The 16776-nt window shown below is 70.9% G+C and carries 12 protein-coding genes; 8 read left to right on the forward strand and 4 right to left on the reverse strand.

Going from position 1 to position 16776, the window contains the following annotated elements:
* The first annotated feature begins 8 nt into the window (after positions 1-8).
* The gene (locus FHS22_RS23640) at positions 9-1751 is read left to right on the forward strand and encodes an asparagine synthetase B family protein (protein ID WP_184944944.1); all 1743 of its coding nucleotides are present in this window, start codon (positions 9-11) and stop codon (positions 1749-1751) included.
* A 25-nt stretch (positions 1752-1776) separates the two neighbouring features.
* Here the strand turns inward: FHS22_RS23640 and FHS22_RS23645 are convergent, their stop codons facing one another.
* Complete coding sequence (locus FHS22_RS23645; protein WP_184944946.1) at positions 1777-1995, reverse strand: hypothetical protein; 219 nt, start codon at positions 1993-1995, stop codon at positions 1777-1779.
* 244 nt (positions 1996-2239) lie between these two features.
* Here FHS22_RS23645 and FHS22_RS23650 point away from each other — a divergent pair, with 244 nt between their 5' ends.
* The 3 genes from FHS22_RS23650 to treS all read left to right on the forward strand — a co-directional run bounded on the left by FHS22_RS23650 (position 2240) and on the right by treS (position 7611).
* Complete coding sequence (locus FHS22_RS23650; RefSeq protein ID WP_184944948.1) at positions 2240-2653, forward strand: hypothetical protein; 414 nt, start codon at positions 2240-2242, stop codon at positions 2651-2653.
* On the forward strand, positions 2650-5385 hold the full coding sequence (locus FHS22_RS23655) for a MinD/ParA family ATP-binding protein (protein WP_184944949.1): 2736 nt from the start codon (positions 2650-2652) through the stop codon (positions 5383-5385). Before FHS22_RS23650 ends, FHS22_RS23655 begins: the two co-directional genes overlap by 4 nt.
* 534 nt (positions 5386-5919) lie before the next feature.
* Positions 5920-7611 carry a maltose alpha-D-glucosyltransferase gene (gene treS / locus FHS22_RS23660; protein ID WP_184944951.1) on the forward strand — a complete coding sequence of 564 codons (1692 nt, stop codon included), beginning with the start codon at positions 5920-5922 and terminating at the stop codon, positions 7609-7611.
* A 48-nt stretch (positions 7612-7659) separates the two neighbouring features.
* Here the strand turns inward: treS and FHS22_RS23665 are convergent, their stop codons facing one another.
* The 3 genes from FHS22_RS23665 to FHS22_RS23675 are packed head-to-tail and all read right to left on the reverse strand — an operon-like array spanning position 7660 to position 11312.
* A complete protein-coding gene (locus FHS22_RS23665) occupies positions 7660-9939 on the reverse strand; it encodes an FtsX-like permease family protein (RefSeq protein ID WP_184944953.1) in 2280 nt (759 codons plus the stop codon).
* A 4-nt stretch (positions 9940-9943) separates the two neighbouring features.
* Positions 9944-10771 carry an ABC transporter ATP-binding protein gene (locus tag FHS22_RS23670; protein ID WP_260408206.1) on the reverse strand — a complete coding sequence of 276 codons (828 nt, stop codon included), beginning with the start codon at positions 10769-10771 and terminating at the stop codon, positions 9944-9946.
* Between the two features lie 28 nt (positions 10772-10799).
* Positions 10800-11312 (reverse strand): PadR family transcriptional regulator, encoded by a 513-nt coding sequence (locus FHS22_RS23675; RefSeq protein ID WP_338047900.1) that lies wholly within the window; start codon positions 11310-11312, stop codon positions 10800-10802.
* A gap of 127 nt (positions 11313-11439) precedes the next feature.
* Here FHS22_RS23675 and FHS22_RS23680 point away from each other — a divergent pair, with 127 nt between their 5' ends.
* The 4 genes from FHS22_RS23680 (at position 11440) to FHS22_RS23695 (ending at position 16567) form a co-directional block, all read left to right on the forward strand.
* Positions 11440-12720 (forward strand): ABC transporter substrate-binding protein, encoded by a 1281-nt coding sequence (locus FHS22_RS23680; RefSeq protein WP_338047901.1) that lies wholly within the window; start codon positions 11440-11442, stop codon positions 12718-12720.
* 77 nt (positions 12721-12797) lie between these two features.
* On the forward strand, positions 12798-14123 hold the full coding sequence (locus tag FHS22_RS23685) for an ABC transporter substrate-binding protein (RefSeq protein ID WP_184944955.1): 1326 nt from the start codon (positions 12798-12800) through the stop codon (positions 14121-14123).
* A 12-nt stretch (positions 14124-14135) separates the two neighbouring features.
* The gene (locus FHS22_RS23690) at positions 14136-15695 is read left to right on the forward strand and encodes an ABC transporter permease (RefSeq protein WP_377297282.1); all 1560 of its coding nucleotides are present in this window, start codon (positions 14136-14138) and stop codon (positions 15693-15695) included.
* Positions 15692-16567 (forward strand): carbohydrate ABC transporter permease, encoded by an 876-nt coding sequence (locus FHS22_RS23695; protein ID WP_184944957.1) that lies wholly within the window; start codon positions 15692-15694, stop codon positions 16565-16567. Before FHS22_RS23690 ends, FHS22_RS23695 begins: the two co-directional genes overlap by 4 nt.
* Positions 16568-16776: the final 209 nt, after the last annotated feature.

Below are 16776 nucleotides of genomic sequence, written 5' to 3' on the forward strand. Positions count from 1 at the left end.
TCAGCACGGTGGAGTGGCCGGCGTTCAATGTGAGGCCCTACGTCTGCGGCGGCCTCGGCCTGCTCGACGAGGCCGCCCTGTCGGTCCTGCAGGCGGCCGGGCCCAGGGTTCGGCCCGCGCTGCGCACCCGCGAGGCGGCGCTGTTCAGCTCCTCTCCGCTGCCGCCGTACCGCCGGGGCCCCGAGCGCGGGGGCGCCGGGCAGGGGCACGCCGACTCCCGTGACACCGAGCCCCGCGACGCCGGGACCTGGGCCTTCGCCTGGGGTGAGCGCCGGCCCGCCGGGAAGGACGCTCCGGCGGCTCCGGACCCGGGGGCGTGGATCGGCGTGGCGGAGACCTACGAGACGCCCGGCCTGATCGACGACGGCGAGCGCGTCACGCTGCACGCCGGCGGGCTCGGCCTGGTGGACGTCTACTACCTGCGCCGGGACGGCGCGGTCTACTTCTCCTCGCTGCTGGAGCCGCTGCTGGCGCTGGCGCGCACGCCGTACGAGATCGACTGGGAGGCCTGGGCCTCGATCGTCCAGCTCACCTTCCCGCTCCGCGACGACACACCGTACGCGCAGGTCAAGCGGTTGGCGGGGGCGAGCGCGCTGGTCTTCGACAAGCGCAGGGGCGTGCTCTCGACCGACCGGAGGCTCCCCCGCTGGCTGCGCGAGGAGCCGTACGAGGCGGGGCGGAGCGCCGGGGAGATCCTGGAGATCCTGCACGAGGTCTACAAGGAGTTCGACGGGCGCCCGCTGCTGGTCCCGGTCAGCGGCGGCTACGACTCGCGGCTGCTCTGCTCGGTGGCCGTGGCCCGCGGCGCCGACGTGGAGTCCTGGACGACCAGCCCGGACGACGGCACCGACACCGACATCGCCTTCGCCAAGGCGATCACCCGCGAGCTCGGGGTACGGCACCGCGTCATCGCCCAGGACCCGGCCGCCTACCCCGGCGACGCCCTGGACGTCGCGCGCAGGCTGGAGTTCATGACGCCGCACCACGCCTGGTACGCCCCGTTCGCCCGCGAGGTGCACAAGGCGGGCCGGACCCTGGTGGACGGCCTGGCGGGCGGGCCGCTGCTGAAGAACTTCATGGTCAGCGGGGCCGCGCTGACCGCCTCCACGCAGGCCGAGCGGAAGGCCGCGCTGCTCGGCTCGCTCGCGCTGGGTGCGCCGTCGGTGCCGTTCCTGTCGGAGCGGGCCGCCGAGTGGATCACCTCGTCGGTGGGCGCGGCCTTCGCCGAGGCGACCTCCATGCTCAACGGCCACCGGGCCGAGCTGCCCCTGTCGGTGCTGCACACCCGCACCGCCCGGGGCATCGCCCGCTCGGCGGTCAACCTGGTCGGGCCGGAGACGTCGTTCGCGGCGCCGTTCATGCACCCGGACTTCTTCGACGCCGCGCTCTCGGTGGGGGTGGCCCGCAAGGACGGCGGGAAGTTCTACCGGGAGGTCCTGCACGCGGCCGATCCGCGGGTGGCGGCGCTGCCGTCCACCAACGTGGTCAAGCAGCCGCTGCGGCGGGTCCCGCTCCGCTCGGCCGCCGCGCCCGCCCGCGCCTACGGGCACACGATGCTGTCCCGGGTCGCGGAGGCGGTGCCGTCGCTGCTGTCCGAGCAGCTGCACGGGGTGGTCGCCGAGGGGCCGGACGCGCTGGCCCGGTTCAACGGCTGGAACGACCGGTTCTGGGTGCGCAGCCTGGTGCTGTTCGGGGCCTGGCTCGGCGACTACGCCGACCGCCTCCCCGACCCCACCCCGCCCTGGGACTGATCGCGCCGCGGCCGCCTCGGCCGCTTCAGCCCTGCGGCGGCGCGGGCGGCGGCCCGCGCAGGCCCTGGCACAACGCCCAGGCCCATGCCAGACCGGCCGCGACCAGGACGGACACCCCGGGCCACGTCACCGTGACGCCTCCACCCGCCTCTGTGAACAGCGTCAGCCTCCACAACACGCCGAGGTCACCGGCGACCGCCGCGATCACCACGGCCACCGCCACCGCGGCGATGTACATACTCACGACGAGCAGGGCGAAAACACCGAAACGGTGACGACGGAGCACGGAGCACTTCCCGGGGGCCAACGGGATCGAATTCCTCGCCCTACAACCGGCGATCATCGGGGTACGCGCCGGTGAGGCCGAACGGTCAGCCCGACCCCTGTGACCTCTTCGAGCAGTCCTGACGAGAGTCATGAGGTGTTCCGCCAGTTGGATCGCCATTCTCCCGTCAGGGAAGCGGAAGGATTCAGTAGGATCGCGCAGCGTGTCCGTAGACGTCGGCAGGAACCAGCTCCGCGCCAGCTTCGTGTCGCATAGAGAAGCAGCCCATGCCATGAAAGAGGGCGCCCCAGCGGCGTTGCTTCTCTTCTACGGCGTTGAATGCGGACTGAAGGCGGCACTCCTCGATCGCCAGGGGTTGAAATCCACCGCCCAGCTACCGGAGCAGTTCAGAAACCACGATCTGCATCGCCTGGCCAAAGAGTTGCGGCTCGCTCCACCGCTCTGCAACCGGATGCGACCCTGCACGAGCCAGAAGCAGGAACGGGAGCAAGTGGCCTTCGCGGATCTCCACCAGGCCTGGAGATACGGCCACGCCCTCAAGAAGGATCACGAAGAGAAAGCTCTTGCCGTGTTGCGCGAGCTTCTGGACTGGTGTCAGCGAGAATTGAGAGCATGATCATGCCGGATCAGGAGATCAAGGTCCCCGACCGCATCTACACCTGGGTTGATGTGGATGCCCATCTGGCGGCCCTGGCCGCCGCCGGCCGGTGGCCGGAGTGGCTGCAGGAGTGCGATGCCTTCTGGGACGGCCTTGAGGTGACGATCGACCCGCAGGCTTCACCCCAAGAGGCCACGGCCTGGTTGGGTGACGTGTTCGGTGTGAGCTCGACCACCCTGCACGAAGGGGAGACCGTTCTCAAACTGGACGACGTTCCGGGGCATCCTTCTGCCCGGTTGCTACCGATCTCGGTGCGGCGGCGGGAACTCGAAACGCCCCGGCGTGAACCTCGGTGGAGGGAACGCCGCATCGTCCGCAGCCTCGGCGAGCCGCTTCCCCATCCAGAGATCCCGTTCCCGGGCAACGTGCGGATCGCCGCGATGCACTCCTTCAAGGGTGGTGTGGGACGCACCCTCCACGGGGTGGCTCTCGCCGACGCCATCGCCCAGCGCGGCGAGCGGGTGCTGCTGGTCGACGCCGACCTGGAGGCGCCGGGCATCACCTGGATGTTCCGCGCGCAGGGCAGGCGCGTCGACTTCGGCTACGAGGATTTCCTCGCGTTGCTCCATTCCTCCGATGATGGGCGCCCCGATGACGCGGTGCGGCTCGGCGCGGCCTACCTGCCGAACCAGCGAATCGACAATGTGATCGTCATGCCGACGCGGCGTTCGCTGCTGGACATCGCCCCTCCACGACTCGAACCCACTGATCTGCTGACTCCTGACCGGTCGATCTACTACCTGACCGAATCCCTCGCCGAACTCGCCGAGCGGCTCGGCGCACGGACGGTCTTGATCGATCTGCGGGCGGGCAGCAGCGAACTCGCCGCTCCCATCCTGCTCGACCCGCGCATCCAGCGGATCTTCGTCACCACTGTCAGCGATCAGTCGCTGTACGGCACTCTTCGCACCATTCAAGAACTCGGCCGACGCGCACCGACGCGCACCGACGATCCGGCGAGCGTTGCCGTGATCACCCAGTTCCGGGAGGACGGGCATCGGGAACTGGCCGTCTCGGCCGCGACCCGGCTTCGCGACGCGATCTCCGGAACCCTCGAACCGAACACCCAGGAAGGCGAGGACCGCACCGTCGACCGCGATGTCACGCTGGAACCGATCTTCAGCGTGTTCCAGGATCGGCTTCTGGCATTGCCCGCCTCCTGGGAGGCTGTGGTGGATCTGGTACGGCGCCAGCAGCTCGCGGAGCCACTCGCCCCGCTCATCGAGGGACTCGTGGTCTCGAAGGAACCGGCACTTACCGATCAAGGACCCGCCACGGAGCCATCCCACGTCATAACGGGCGACAACGACGTAACCCGTCTCCGCGGAGTCCTGAGCGAGTTCGCCGGGCGACTGGCGTATGCCGAGACCGCGGATGACACGGACTTCCTCCCAACGGAGTCGCTCCGGAAGATGCTCGTCTCCCACAGGACCGAACCGCCTCTGTGCGTGGTCACCGGAGCCAAGGGATCGGGAAAGACCTTCACCCAGCTTCAGATGTGCTTCCGGGGAACCTGGCCGGACTATGCGCGAGATGTCGGTGTCGACGGCGTGACCCTGGACGCCCTTCTGGCGCCGGTGCTCGTCTCCAAGAATCTCAGTGAATCCGCGCTGGAACGGATCGGCGAGATCCAACGGAACGCCTCCGCCTTCCGGGACGCCGCACCCGCGACCCAGCTCGAACTGCGCGACCTGATCGACCAGGCCCTGCGGACGCAGTCGACCAATGTGCAGTGGCGCCGCGTCTGGCTCACCTGCATGGCCAGGGCCCTGGGCATCGACGCCTCTCCTGAGGACGTCGAACGGAAACTGGCCGACTTCGCTTCCACGAATATGCGGATCTTCCTGTTCGACGGGCTTGAGGATCTCCTTCAGGATCTCCTCGACAGCGACGTCCAGCGGCAGGCGCTCCGCGTCCTCCTGATCGACTGCCTCGACTGGCTGCGCAGTCTTCGCGGCCGGCCGCTCGGGCTGGTGATCTTCGTCAGGCGTGATCTCGTGCAGTCGGCCATTCGGCAGAACTACGGGCAGTTCTTCGCCCGGTACAGCGACTACGAACTCAAGTGGAACCACTCCGAGGCACTGCGGCTCGCCCTGTGGGTCGCGCAGCGTTCCGGGGCCTTTCCCCAGCACGCCTCCGAAGCGGCGGCATCGGTGAGGAATCAGGATCTCAGCACAGCGCTCCACCCGCTCTGGGGAGAGAAGATGGGGTCCCCCAAATCTCGGGAGGCCCGCTCGGACGGATGGTTCCTCGCTGCCCTGTCCGACTTCAACGAGCAGATCCAGGCACGTGACATCGTGACCTTCCTCAAGGAATCGGCCGCTCTGTCCGTGGAAGACAGGAACTGGCCAGCCCGTCTGCTCACACCGGCCGCGATGAGAAAAGCGCTCGTGCAGTGCAGCTTGGACAAAATACGTGCCATCACCGAGGAAAGCCCGCAGGTTGGGGACCTTCTCAGGCGGCTCGACGACCTCCCCTCGGACAAGAAGAGAATTCCCTTCAGTCCCGAGACCGTCGATCTGTCGAGCCAGCAACTGGAGGTTCTCGCCGGTAACGGAGTCGTCTTTCGGGAGGAAGACCAGTACTGGATTCCTGAGATCTTCCGCCACGGCCTCTCGTTCAAGGCCACGGGCCGCCCGAAGATCCTGGCGATCGCCAACCTGGTACGCCAGCGGAACAACCTCGACTGACAGTGAGAACCTGGTGGTCAGGATATGAGCCGCTCCCTCGCAGCCACGAGGTCGCGGTGGGCCCGGACCCAGTTCGTGGAGACCTTCAGCGCGCCGGGGGCGGGCCGGTCGTCGGATGGCGGCCACCCCACTCGACGGGCAGCGGGGGCTCTGGGGCCGTGGTCGGCCGCTCCTCCAGCCCGGCCTTTGATCGCGACGAGGCAGCCCCGCTCGTGAGCGTACTCGGAGGGTGTGGCCTCCTCCCAGCGCCTGCTTCCTGACTCCCCGCGCCTCCCCGTTCCTCGGCGCGGAGTCCAGTCCCACAGGCCCTCGTGTTTTCCCCTGCCTTCCTGGTCGATCAGGCCTCCCGGCGCACACCCGGCTGGTAGTGTTCGCCCGGAAAGCGCCACAACGGCGGGCCCGAACCACGAATTCGGCCTGTCCGGGGGCAGGGAGCTCACAGGGATGACGGCTCCCCCCAGCGCGGTCACCAGACAGCATCGACCGGGACACCCGGTGACTTCGTCCTGCCCTCCTTCCCCCTGAGCGAGAACAATGAACGCATCCCCCCACCCCGAGTCGGTCCCCGAGGACTTCGTCTCGGCGGATCCGCAGTGGTACAAGCGGGCGGTCTTCTACGAGGTGCTGGTCCGCGGGTTCGCCGACTCCAACGGCGACGGCACCGGAGACCTCCGCGGCCTCATCCAGAAGCTGGACTACCTCCAGTGGCTCGGCGTGGACTGCCTGTGGCTGCTCCCGCTGTACGAGTCGCCGCTGCGCGACGGCGGCTACGACATATCCGACTACCTGAAGATCCTGCCCGACTTCGGCGACCTCGCCGACTTCGTGGAGCTCGTCGAGCAGGCCCACAGGCGGGGCATGCGCGTCATCACCGACCTGGTGATGAACCACACCAGCGACGCCCACCCCTGGTTCCAGGCCTCCCGGCACGACCCCGAGGGCCCCTACGGCGACTTCTACGTCTGGAGCGACGACCCGTCCCGCTACCCCGACGCGCCGATCATCTTCATCGGCGCGGAGGAGTCCAACTGGACCTACGACCCCGTCCGCAAGCAGCACTACTGGCACCGCTTCTTCCACCACCAGCCGGACCTGAACTACGACAACCCGGCGGTCCAGGAGGCCATGCTGGAGGTGCTCCGGTTCTGGCTGGACCTGGGCATCGACGGCTTCCGGCTGGACGCGGTGCCGTACCTGTTCGAGCGCGAGGGCACGATCTGCTCCGGGCTGCCGGAGACCCACGCCTACCTCAGGCGGGTGCGGGCCGAGGTGGACCGCCTCTACCCGGACCGGGTGCTGCTGGCCGAGGCCAACGGCTGGCCCGAGGACGTGGTGGAGTACTTCGGCGACCCCGCCGCCGGGGGCGACGAGTGCCACATGGCCTTCCACTTCCCGCTCATGCCGCGGATCTTCATGGCGGTACGGCGGGGCGACCGCGAGCCGATCTCCGAGATCATGTCGCGGACCCCGAAGCTCCCCGACAGCGCCCAGTGGGGGATCTTCCTGCGCAACCACGACGAGCTGACCCTGGAGACGGTCACCGACGACGAGCGCGACTACATGCACGCCGAGTACGCCAAGGACCCGCGCATGCGGGCCTACCTCGGCATCCGGCGGCGCCTGGCCCCGCTGCTGGAGAACGACCGGGACCAGATCGAGCTGTTCACCGCGCTGCTGCTCTCCCTTCCCGGCTCACCGGTCATGTACTACGGCGACGAGATCGGCATGGGCGACAACATCTGGCTGGAGGACCGCGACGCGGTCCGCACCCCGATGCAGTGGAGCCCGGACCGCAACGCCGGTTTCTCCACGGCCGACCCGGGCCGGCTCTACCTGCCGGCCGTCATGGACCCGATCTACGGCTTCCAGGCGGTCAACGTGGAGGCGCAGCAGAAGAACCCGTCGTCGCTGCTGCACTTCACCCGGAAGATGCTGGCCATCCGGCGGCGGCATCCCGTCTTCGGCACCGGCGCCTACATCGAGCTCTGGTCGGACAACCCGGCGGTGCTGACCTTCGTCCGCGAGGACTCCGGCGACGTGATGCTCTGCGTCAACAACCTGTCGAAGCATCCGCAGCCGGTCCAGCTCGACCTGCGCCGGTTCAAGGGCCTGACCCCGGTCGAGGCCCGCGGCGGGGTGCCGTTCCCGGTCGTCGGCGACCTGCCGTACCTGCTGACCCTGCCGGGTCACGGCTTCTTCTGGTTCCAGCTCACCGAGCGGCACTGACGGGACCGCCGGTGGCCCGGGTGCGGGCGGCTCCGGCGGCCCGCACCGCTACCGGGCGGTCACCGGGACCTGGGCGCGGGCGGCTCTGCGGGCGGGGATCAGCGCCACCAGCAGGGCCGCCCCGATCGCGATTCCCGCGGCGGCCGCCAGGGCCGCCGCGGACGGGGTGCGGCCGATGCCCGCGCCGACCCCGCTGGTACGGCCCTGCAGGTCGATCAGGCCGGCGACCGCCGAGGCCCCGGCGGCCGTGCCCGCCACCACCCCGAGCACGACCGGCAGCCCGGTCCCGGTGACCAGGGTCGCGGCCACCTGCCGGGGGGTGAGGCCCATGGCCTTGAGCACCGCCAGGTCGAGCGCGTGGTCGCGCAGGCCCAGCGCACTGGCGGTGAGCAGGTTGGCCAGGCCCAGCAGGGCGAGCACGACGGTCAGTGCCACGATCACCACCCGGATGACCGCGAGCCGTTCGGCCGGGTTGACCGTCCGCCGCACCTCCAGCGCCTCGCCGGAGGCGGCCAGCAGCCGGGCCCGGACGGCTGCGGGGTCGGCGCCCTGCTTCAGCACCAGGGCGTGGAACTGGGGCGGCACCGCGTCCTTGGCGGCGAGGCTGTCCATGCCGAGGGAGAGCACCTCGCCATCGTGGTCGGGCTCCACCACCCGGCCCACGATGTGCACGATCAGCGGCGTGCCGCCGACCGTCATCCGGACCCGGTCGCCGATCCCGGCGCCGAGCAGGTCGAGCAGGCCCTGCCCGGCGACGGCCTCGCCGCGCGCGGCGAACATCCGCCCCTCCACGACCGCGAAGGGGTACGGCTCGGCGGAGGTGCCGAGGGCGCGGGCCAGCACGCTGCGGGTCTGCTCCGGTTCCAGCGCGGAGACCTCGCTGCCGGGGTGGACGGCCAGCACGTCAGGATCGGCGCGGGCGATGCGGGCGGCGTCCTCGGCGGTGAGCCTGCCGGGGTGCACGGTGAGGGCGGCGGCCTGGCCGACCCGTTCGGGGTGGCGGAGGAAGTCGTCGAGGGTGGCCCAGCAGCCGAGGCCGATGGTGATCATCATCATCGGGACGGCCAGGCCGACGATGGTGAGCAGGGCGGGTGTCCTGCGGGTGAAGGCGTCGCGCGTGCCCAGGACGAGGGCGGGCGGGAGCCGCAGGAGCAGGGCGAGCCTGGCCAGCCGTGACAGGCGGCCCCGGGGCGGGGCCACCTGGGCGGCGGGGATGGGCGGGGTGCGCCCGCCGCGCCAGGCGGGCAGGGCCACCGCGGCCAGGACCACCGCGGCGGTGCCGCCGGTGATCGCGAGCAGCGGGGCCGGGGAGAGCGGCAGGATCGGCAGGCCGTCCAGGGCCAGCGTCGTGACGAGGCGGCCGCAGACCAGGCCGAGGGCGATGCCGAGCAGGCCGAGCGCGCCGTGCTCGGCCACCAGGACGGCGAAGACCTGGCCGCGCGTGTAGCCGAGGGACTTGAGGGTGGCGATGTCGCGTGTCTGGGTGAGCACCCGGCCGCCGGTCGCGTTGGCGATGGCCAGCGCGGCGGCGACCAGCCCGGCGGCGCCGAAGAGCGCGAGCAGCAGGCCCAGCAGCCGGTTGTCCAGCTCCATGGAGGCGCGGACCTCGCGCCAGGTGGACATGCGCTGGATCTGCTCGTCGAGCAGGGTGACGGCCCCGTGGACGGCCGGGAGCGTCTCCTCCCCGTCGGCGAGCCGCAGGCCGGTGACCGACTCGCTGCGGCCCGGCGCGGGCTCGATCCGGGTGAGGGTCGCCGGCAGGGTCCAGGCCAGGCCGGGGGTCCACTCGGGATAGAAGCCCTGGTCGGCGCTTTCGGCGAGGCCGACGACGATCAGCGGGTGGGTGGCGCCGTTGAGCGCGGTGACGGTGAACGGCCCGCCGACGCGCAGGCCGAGCGCCTCGGCGAAGGAGCGTTCGACGACCACGCCGCCGGTGTCGTCCGGGCGGAGCCAGCGGCCCTCGCGGACCAGCGGCGCGGCCACCCGGGGCGGCTCGGCGGCCGTCCCGCGCAGCGCGACCGGCGACTTCTTGCCGCCGAGCGCGAGCGTCACCGGCGCCGTCCGGTACGGCCCCGCCACCTGTTCCACCCCCGGCAGCCGCGACAGCGCCGTGACGTCGGGCGCGTCCCTGGTGTGGATCCACACGTGCGCGCCCCTGGTCTGCGCGAACAGCGCCCGCCAGGGGTTGGTCCCGTCCTCCAGCAGGGTGGCCGAGGTGATCAGCGCGGTGACGATCCCGGCCACCGAGAGGACCGCCAGGAGCGCCTGCCCGCGCCGGGCCCGCAGGTCCGCCCTGATCCACCGCACCGAGGCCCGGACCGTGCTCACCGGCTCAGCCCCTCAGCTCGACCACGTCGCCGGCGGTGCCCCGGGGGCGGCGGCGGGCGGCTCCGACGGCGCCGTCGTCGACGATCTGGCCGTCGAGGAGGGAGACGACGCGGTCGGCGAGGCTCGCCACGCGGGCGTCGTGGGTGACCAGGATGATCGTCTGGCCGTCGCGGTGCACCTCGCCGAGGAGCCTCAGCACGTCGCGGGTGTTGCGGCTGTCGAGGTTGCCGGTGGGCTCGTCGGCCAGCAGGAGGCTGGGCCGGTTGGCCAGGGCCCGGGCCAGTGCGACCCGCTGCTGCTCGCCCCCGGCGAGCTGGGCGGGGGCGGCCCCGGCGCGGTCGGTGAGGCCGAGCGCGCCGAGCAGGTGCTCGCGGCGCTCGCGGGCCACCCGCGGGGAGGCCCCGGCCAGCAGCGCGGGCAGCTCGACGTTGTCCGCGACGGTCATGTTGGCGACCAGGTTGAAGAACTGGAAGACGAAGCCGATCTTCTGCCTGCGCAGCAGCGCCCACGCGCTCTCGCCCAGCGTGTCGGCGCGCCTGCCGTCCAGCCAGATCTCGCCGCTGGTCCGGACGTCGAGGCCGCCGAGCATGTGCACCAGCGTGGACTTCCCGGAGCCGGAAGGGCCCATGATCGCGACGAACTCGCCCGGCTCCACCCGCAGGTCCACCCCGCGTACGGCGGGCACCGGGACACCGCCGTTCTGGTAGATCTTGACGAGGTTGACGGTGCTGACGACGGGGTCCGGGGCCGCCTCCCGTTCCCCGCCCGCCCCGCGGACGACTCGTCCCTTGCGGGCCGCCCCGCCCGCCCGGTCGGGTTCGCTCCGGCTCATGGGTCGCTCCTCGGGTCGTCGCTCCGGCTCAGCTCAGATCTTCCTGGCAGCGGTCGAGCCAGTCGAGGTCCGCCTGCAGATGCAGCATGGCCCCCTCGATCAGCAGGAGCGCGACGCGGTCGGCCGGGTCGGTCCGCCCGGCGAGCTCGTTGAGGTCGCGCATGAGCGCGAGGTAGTGGCGGCGCTGGCGGTTGATCAGCGTCATCCGGTCGGAGATGCCGGTCATCGGGGCCAGCACGAGCTTCATGAAGAACTCGTCGCGGACCCGCGGCCCCTCCGTCGGCTCGTCGGCCCAGGCGTCGAGCGCCTCGCGGCCCGCGGCGGTCAGGTGGTAGACCTTCTTGTTCGGCCGGTTGGGCTGCTCGACGTCCACCGCGCGGACCAGGCCGTCCTTCTCCAGACGCCCGAGTGTCACGTAGATCTGCCCGATGTTCGGCGAGGGATAGGCACTGCCAAATATCTGTTCAAGCGCCTGTTTGAGCTCGTATCCGTGGGCAGGTTCCTTCGCGAGGAGCGCCAGCAGGAACGGCCGCACGCTCACCTCCTCATCGAGCTCACGTTATGTGAGCGTTACGGATCGATCCGTTGACGTTCACATTAGCGCTGTGCATAACATGAATGCAGCTACCTAACATGTATGTAACCGCCTCGGAACCCGGAGGTCACCGGTGCATCGTCCGCTTCTGGCCGTGCTCGCCGCGCTGGCGCTGGCGGGGTGCACGGCGGGAGCGGCGGGCGAGGCGGAGACCGGCGGGGCGGAGGCCGGGCGGCGCGACGGGAGCGGCCCGTTCACCCTGGTGATCGGGCGGGACACGACGTCCTACCTGCAGCCTCTGCTCGACCGGTGGAACCGGGAGCATCCCGCCGAGCGGGTCACCCTGCTCGAACTCCCCGAGGCCGCCGACGAGCAGCGCGCGCAGATGGTCGCCAACCTCCAGGCGAGAAGCGACCGCTACGACGTGCTCGGCCTGGACGTGGTCTGGACGGCGGAGTTCGCCGACGCCGGCTGGATCGTCCCGCTGGACCGGAGCCTGTTCCCGCTCGACCGGTTCCTGCAGCCGGTCGTGGCCACGGCCGTCTACCGGGACAAGCTCTGGGCGGTGCCGTACACCGCCAACGCCGGTCTGCTCTACTACCGCGAGGACCTGCTCGCCAAGGAGGGCTTCACCCCGCCCAGGACCTGGGCGGAGCTGCGCGAGCAGGCCCGCGCCCTGCACGACGAGTACGGCATCGGCGGCTACGCCGGGCAGTTCCTGGCCTACGAGGGGCTGACCGTCAACTTCGCCGAGGCGGTGCAGTCGGCGGGCGGCGGGCCGATCCTCAGCCGGGACGGCACGCAGGTGACCATGGACCCGGCCGGCGCGAAGACCGGCCTGGACTTCCTCATGGGCGGGTTCCGGGAGGGGTGGATCCCGCCCGAGTCGCTCTCCTACAAGGAGGAGGAGTCGAGGCTCGCCTTCCAGGAGGGCCGGCTGGCCTTCGCCCGCAACTGGCCGCACGCCTACGGCCCGGCCACCCAGTCCGGGATCGCCGGCAAGTTCACGGTCACCCGGCTGCCGGGGCTGGACGGCCCGGGCTCCGGTTCGCTGGGCGGGACCAACCTCGCGCTCAGCGCCTACTCCAGGCGGCAGAAGTCGGCGGTGGAGTTCATCCGCTACTTCACCGGCCTGGAGAACCAGCGGCGGGTGCTCACCCAGGGCTCGTTCCCGCCCGTGTGGGCCGAGCTGTACGACGACCCCGCACTGATCAAGCGTTTCCCCTACCTTCCGGTCCTCAAGCAGAGCATCCTGTCGGCCACGCCGAGGCCGGTCACCGCCAACTACGACCAGGTGAGCCTGGCGATCGCCAGCGCGGTCTCCAACGCGCTCACCCGGCCCTTCGAGGAGTCCAGCGGCGACGTCGTCGCGTCCATGAGAAACCAGCTCAACGAGATCATCCGAGCTCGCTGACCGGAGCCGCCCGGCGAACCGCCGAACCGCCGGTCCGGACCGCAGGGAGTCACGAAAGCACAGGAGGTCTGTTCGACATGCGCAAAACCATCACCCTGGCGACGGTGGCGGGCCTGGCCGTCGCGCTGGCCGCGTGCGGCGGCGAGTCCGCCGAGCCCACGCCTCCGGCGGCCGGCGGGACCACCTCCGCCCCCGCGGCGGGCAAGGCCCTGGAGGGCCAGACCGTCGAGGTCGCCGCGAAGTGGACCGGGGCCGAGCAGCAGAACTTCCAGAAGGTGCTGGACGCCTTCACCGCCAAGACCGGCGCCAAGGTCACCTACTCCTCCACCGGCGAGGACACCGGCGCCTACCTCGGGCCGCGGATCCAGGGCGGCAGCCCGCCGGACGTCGCGATCCTGCCCCAGCCCGGCCTGGTCCAGCAGTACGACGAGCAGGAGGCGCTCAAGCCGCTCACCCCCGAGGTGATCAAGCAGATCGACGAGAACTACACCCCGTACTGGAAGGAGCTGGGCTCGGCCGGCGGCGAGGTCTACGGCGTGCTGGTGAAGGCCGCCCACAAGTCGCTCATCTGGTACCGCGACCAGGCCTTCACCGACGCCGGGGTGCAGCCGCCCACCACCTGGGACGAGCTCATCACGGGCGCCCAGACCGTCGCCGACTCCGGGACGGCGCCGTTCGCCCTGTGCGGGGCATCCGGCTGGACCCTGACCGACCTGTTCGAGAACGTCTACCTGTCCACCGCCGGGCCGGAGAACTACACCAAGCTCTCCAAGCACGAGATCCCGTGGACCGACCCCAGCGTGACCACCGCGCTGGAGAAGATGGCGCAGATCTTCGGCAAGCAGGAGCTCATGCTCGGCGGCAGCTCCGGCGCCCTGCAGACCGACTTCCCGACCTGCGTGACCCAGGTCTACGGCCAGGACAAGGCGGCCATGATCATCGAGGCCGACTTCGTCGGCACCACGGCCGAGGAGTCGGACGCCAAGCTGGGCGAGGAGGCCAAGTACTTCGCCTTCCCCAAGGCCGGTGAGACCGAGCCGGTCGTGCTGGGCGGCGACGTCGCGGTGGCGATGAAGGACTCCCCCGGCGCGATGGCGCTGCTGGAGTTCCTCGCCTCCAAGGAGGGCGGCGAGGTCTGGGCCAAGCTCCCCGGCTACCTGTCGCCCAACCGCAACGTCTCCCCGGACAACTACCCGAGCGAGCTGACCAAGCAGCTCGCCCAGACGATCATCTCCGCGGGTGAGTCCGTCCGCTACGACATGTCCGACCTCGCGCCCAGCGCCTTCGGCGGCACCGACGGCAAGGGCGAGTGGAAGCTCCTGCAGGACTTCCTGCGCGACCCGTCCGACATCAAGGGCATCCAGAGCCAGCTTGAGGCCGAGGCCAAGAAAGCCTGGAAGTAGGAGGGAACGGCCGTGACCGACAGGTTGGACGGCCCGCAGGACCCGCGCGGCGACCTCGCCCGCGGGTCCTCCCCCGGACCGCACGACGCATCCCCCGCCTCCGGCGGTGCATCCCCCGCGCCCGGCGGTGCCTCCGGGGCGACCCGGCCGGCGGGCGACGACGGGGAGGTGCACCCCGCGCTGTCCGACGTCCGCTCCGAGGACCCGCGGGCGCCCGCCGCCGCGCCGGAGGTCGCGACCGCCGGGCCCGCCGCCCCGGGGGCCGCTCCGGCGCCCGCCAGGCGCTCCAGGCTGGGACCGCCGCCGACGATGGCGACCCTGTTCCTGCTCCCGAGCCTGGTCCTGCTCGGCGCGATGGTGCTCTATCCGATCGGCTACTCCGTCTACCGGAGCCTCTACGGCGCGAACGAGAAGACCTTCGTCGGCCTGGACAACTACGCGGCGATCTTCACCGACTCCTCGACCCTGACCACCATCAGGAACAACCTGATCTGGGTCGTGGTCGCCCCCCTGCTGGTCACCGTGATAGGCCTGATCTTCGCGGTGCTGACCGAGCGGATCCGCTGGGCGACCGCGTTCAAGCTGATCGTGTTCATGCCCATGGCGGTCTCGCTGCTGGCCTCCGGCGTCATCTTCCGCCTGGTCTACGAGCAGGATCCGGACCGCGGCGTGGCCAACGCCGTGATCTCCTCGGTCTCGGGCGTGTTCGGCGGCGGCCAGGGGTATCCGGACGCCCGGCCCAGGGGCGGCGACCAGTCCCCGGTCGCCGCGGAGGGCCGCGCGGTGGTGAGCAGGCAGCCCGCCCGGCCGGGGCAGCCCGTGCTCCTTCCCCTGGTGGGCGTCAAGCCCGCCGACCTCGCCTCGGCCGCCCCGGCGAAGGCCGCCCAGCCCGCGCCGGGCGAGCTGACCGGGACCGTGTGGGTGGACTTCACCCAGGGCGGCGGCGGCCGGACCAACCAGGTGGACGGCACCGAGAAGGGCCTGGCGGGAATGACCGTCGAGGCGGTCCAGGACGGCGCGGTCCGGGCGGAGGCCACCACCGAGGCCGACGGGACCTTCCGGTTCACCGGGCTGGCCCCGGGCGACTACGTCGTACGGCTCCCGCAGTCGAACTTCGAGGCGGCCTTCAACGGCCTGAGCTGGCTCGGCCCGACGCTCATCACCCCGGCGATCATCGGCGCGTTCATCTGGGTGTGGGCCGGGTTCGCCATGGTGCTGATCGCGGCAGGGCTCTCGGCCATCCCCCGCGACGCGCTGGAGGCCGCCCGCATCGACGGCGCCACCGAGTGGCAGGTGTTCCGCCTGATCACCGTCCCGCTGCTGTCCCCGGTGCTGCTCGTCGTGCTCGTCACAATGATCATCAACACGCTGAAGGTCTTCGACCTGGTCTTCGTCATCGCGCCGGGATCGGTGCAGCCGAACGCCAACGTGATCGCGCTGGAGATGTGGCGGGTCTCCTTCGGCGGCGGCGGGAACCAGGGGCTGGGCAGCGCGCTGGCCATCTTCCTGCTGATCCTCGTGCTGCCCTTCATGATCCTCAACATCCGGCGGTTCAGGAGGGACAACCAGTGACGGCCCCCACTCTCGGCGCGCCCCCGCGCAGCGCCCTCGGCCGGATCGTCGACCGGGTGGGCGGCGGCGTGCTCCAGGTGCTGCTCGTGCTGATCGGCGTCTTCTGGCTGATCCCCACCCTCGGCCTGTTCGTGGTCTCCATCCGCGAGGAGGCCGCCAACAACTCCAGCGGCTGGTGGACGGTGTTCACCAAGCCGGCCGAGCTGACCCTGTCCAGCTACAGCAGCCTGCTGGCCAGCGGTTTCACCTCGTCGTTCTGGAACACCGTGCTCATCGCGCTGCCCTCGACGATCCTGGTGATCGGCATCGCGGCCATGGCGGCCTACGCGTTCGCCTGGATGGAGTTCCCCGGCAGGGACGCGCTGTTCCTCGTGGTGGTCGCCCTGCTGGTGGTGCCGATCCAGATCGCGCTCATCCCGATCGCGAAGCTGTACGGCGCTCTCGGCATCTTCGGCTCCATCCCCGGCGTGGTGCTCTTCCACGTCGCCTTCGGACTCCCCTTCGCCATCTTCCTGCTCCGCAACTTCTTCGCGGGCATCCCCGCCTCGCTGCTGGAGGCGGCCCGGATGGACGGCGCGGGAGAGTGGAAGATCTTCTCGACCGTGGTGTTCCCGCTGGCCAAGCCGGCGGTCGCCTCGCTGGGGATCTTCCAGTTCCTCTGGGTCTGGAACGACCTGCTCGTCGCCCTGGTCTTCGCCAACACCGAGAACCAGCCGATGACCAAGGCCCTCCAGTCCCAGATGCGGCAGTTCGGCACCAACGTCGACATCCTCGCGCCCGGCGCCTTCCTGTCGCTGATCATCCCGCTGATCCTGTTCTTCGCCTTCCAGCGCTACTTCGTGCAGGGAATGATGGCGGGCTCCGTGAAGTGACCCGGTGGGCGAGGGAGGCGAGACGTGCCCGGCGGCGGGAACCGCACCCCCGCCGCCGGGCCTCCGCGGGGGCGGTTCCGGTACGGCGTGCCCGGCCCCGGCCGCGCACGCCGTACCGGAACCTCGGGTCTCCGCGCCCCGGGACGACCGGCCCGGCCGCCTGCCCGTTTCGGACGCGGACGCATCGGCGTCCGGTACATGATCCGGGG

Source organism: Thiemannella venezuelensis, assembly GCF_014203605.1.
In the GTDB taxonomy this organism is placed as follows: domain Bacteria; phylum Actinomycetota; class Actinomycetes; order Streptosporangiales; family Streptosporangiaceae; genus Planomonospora_A; species Planomonospora_A venezuelensis.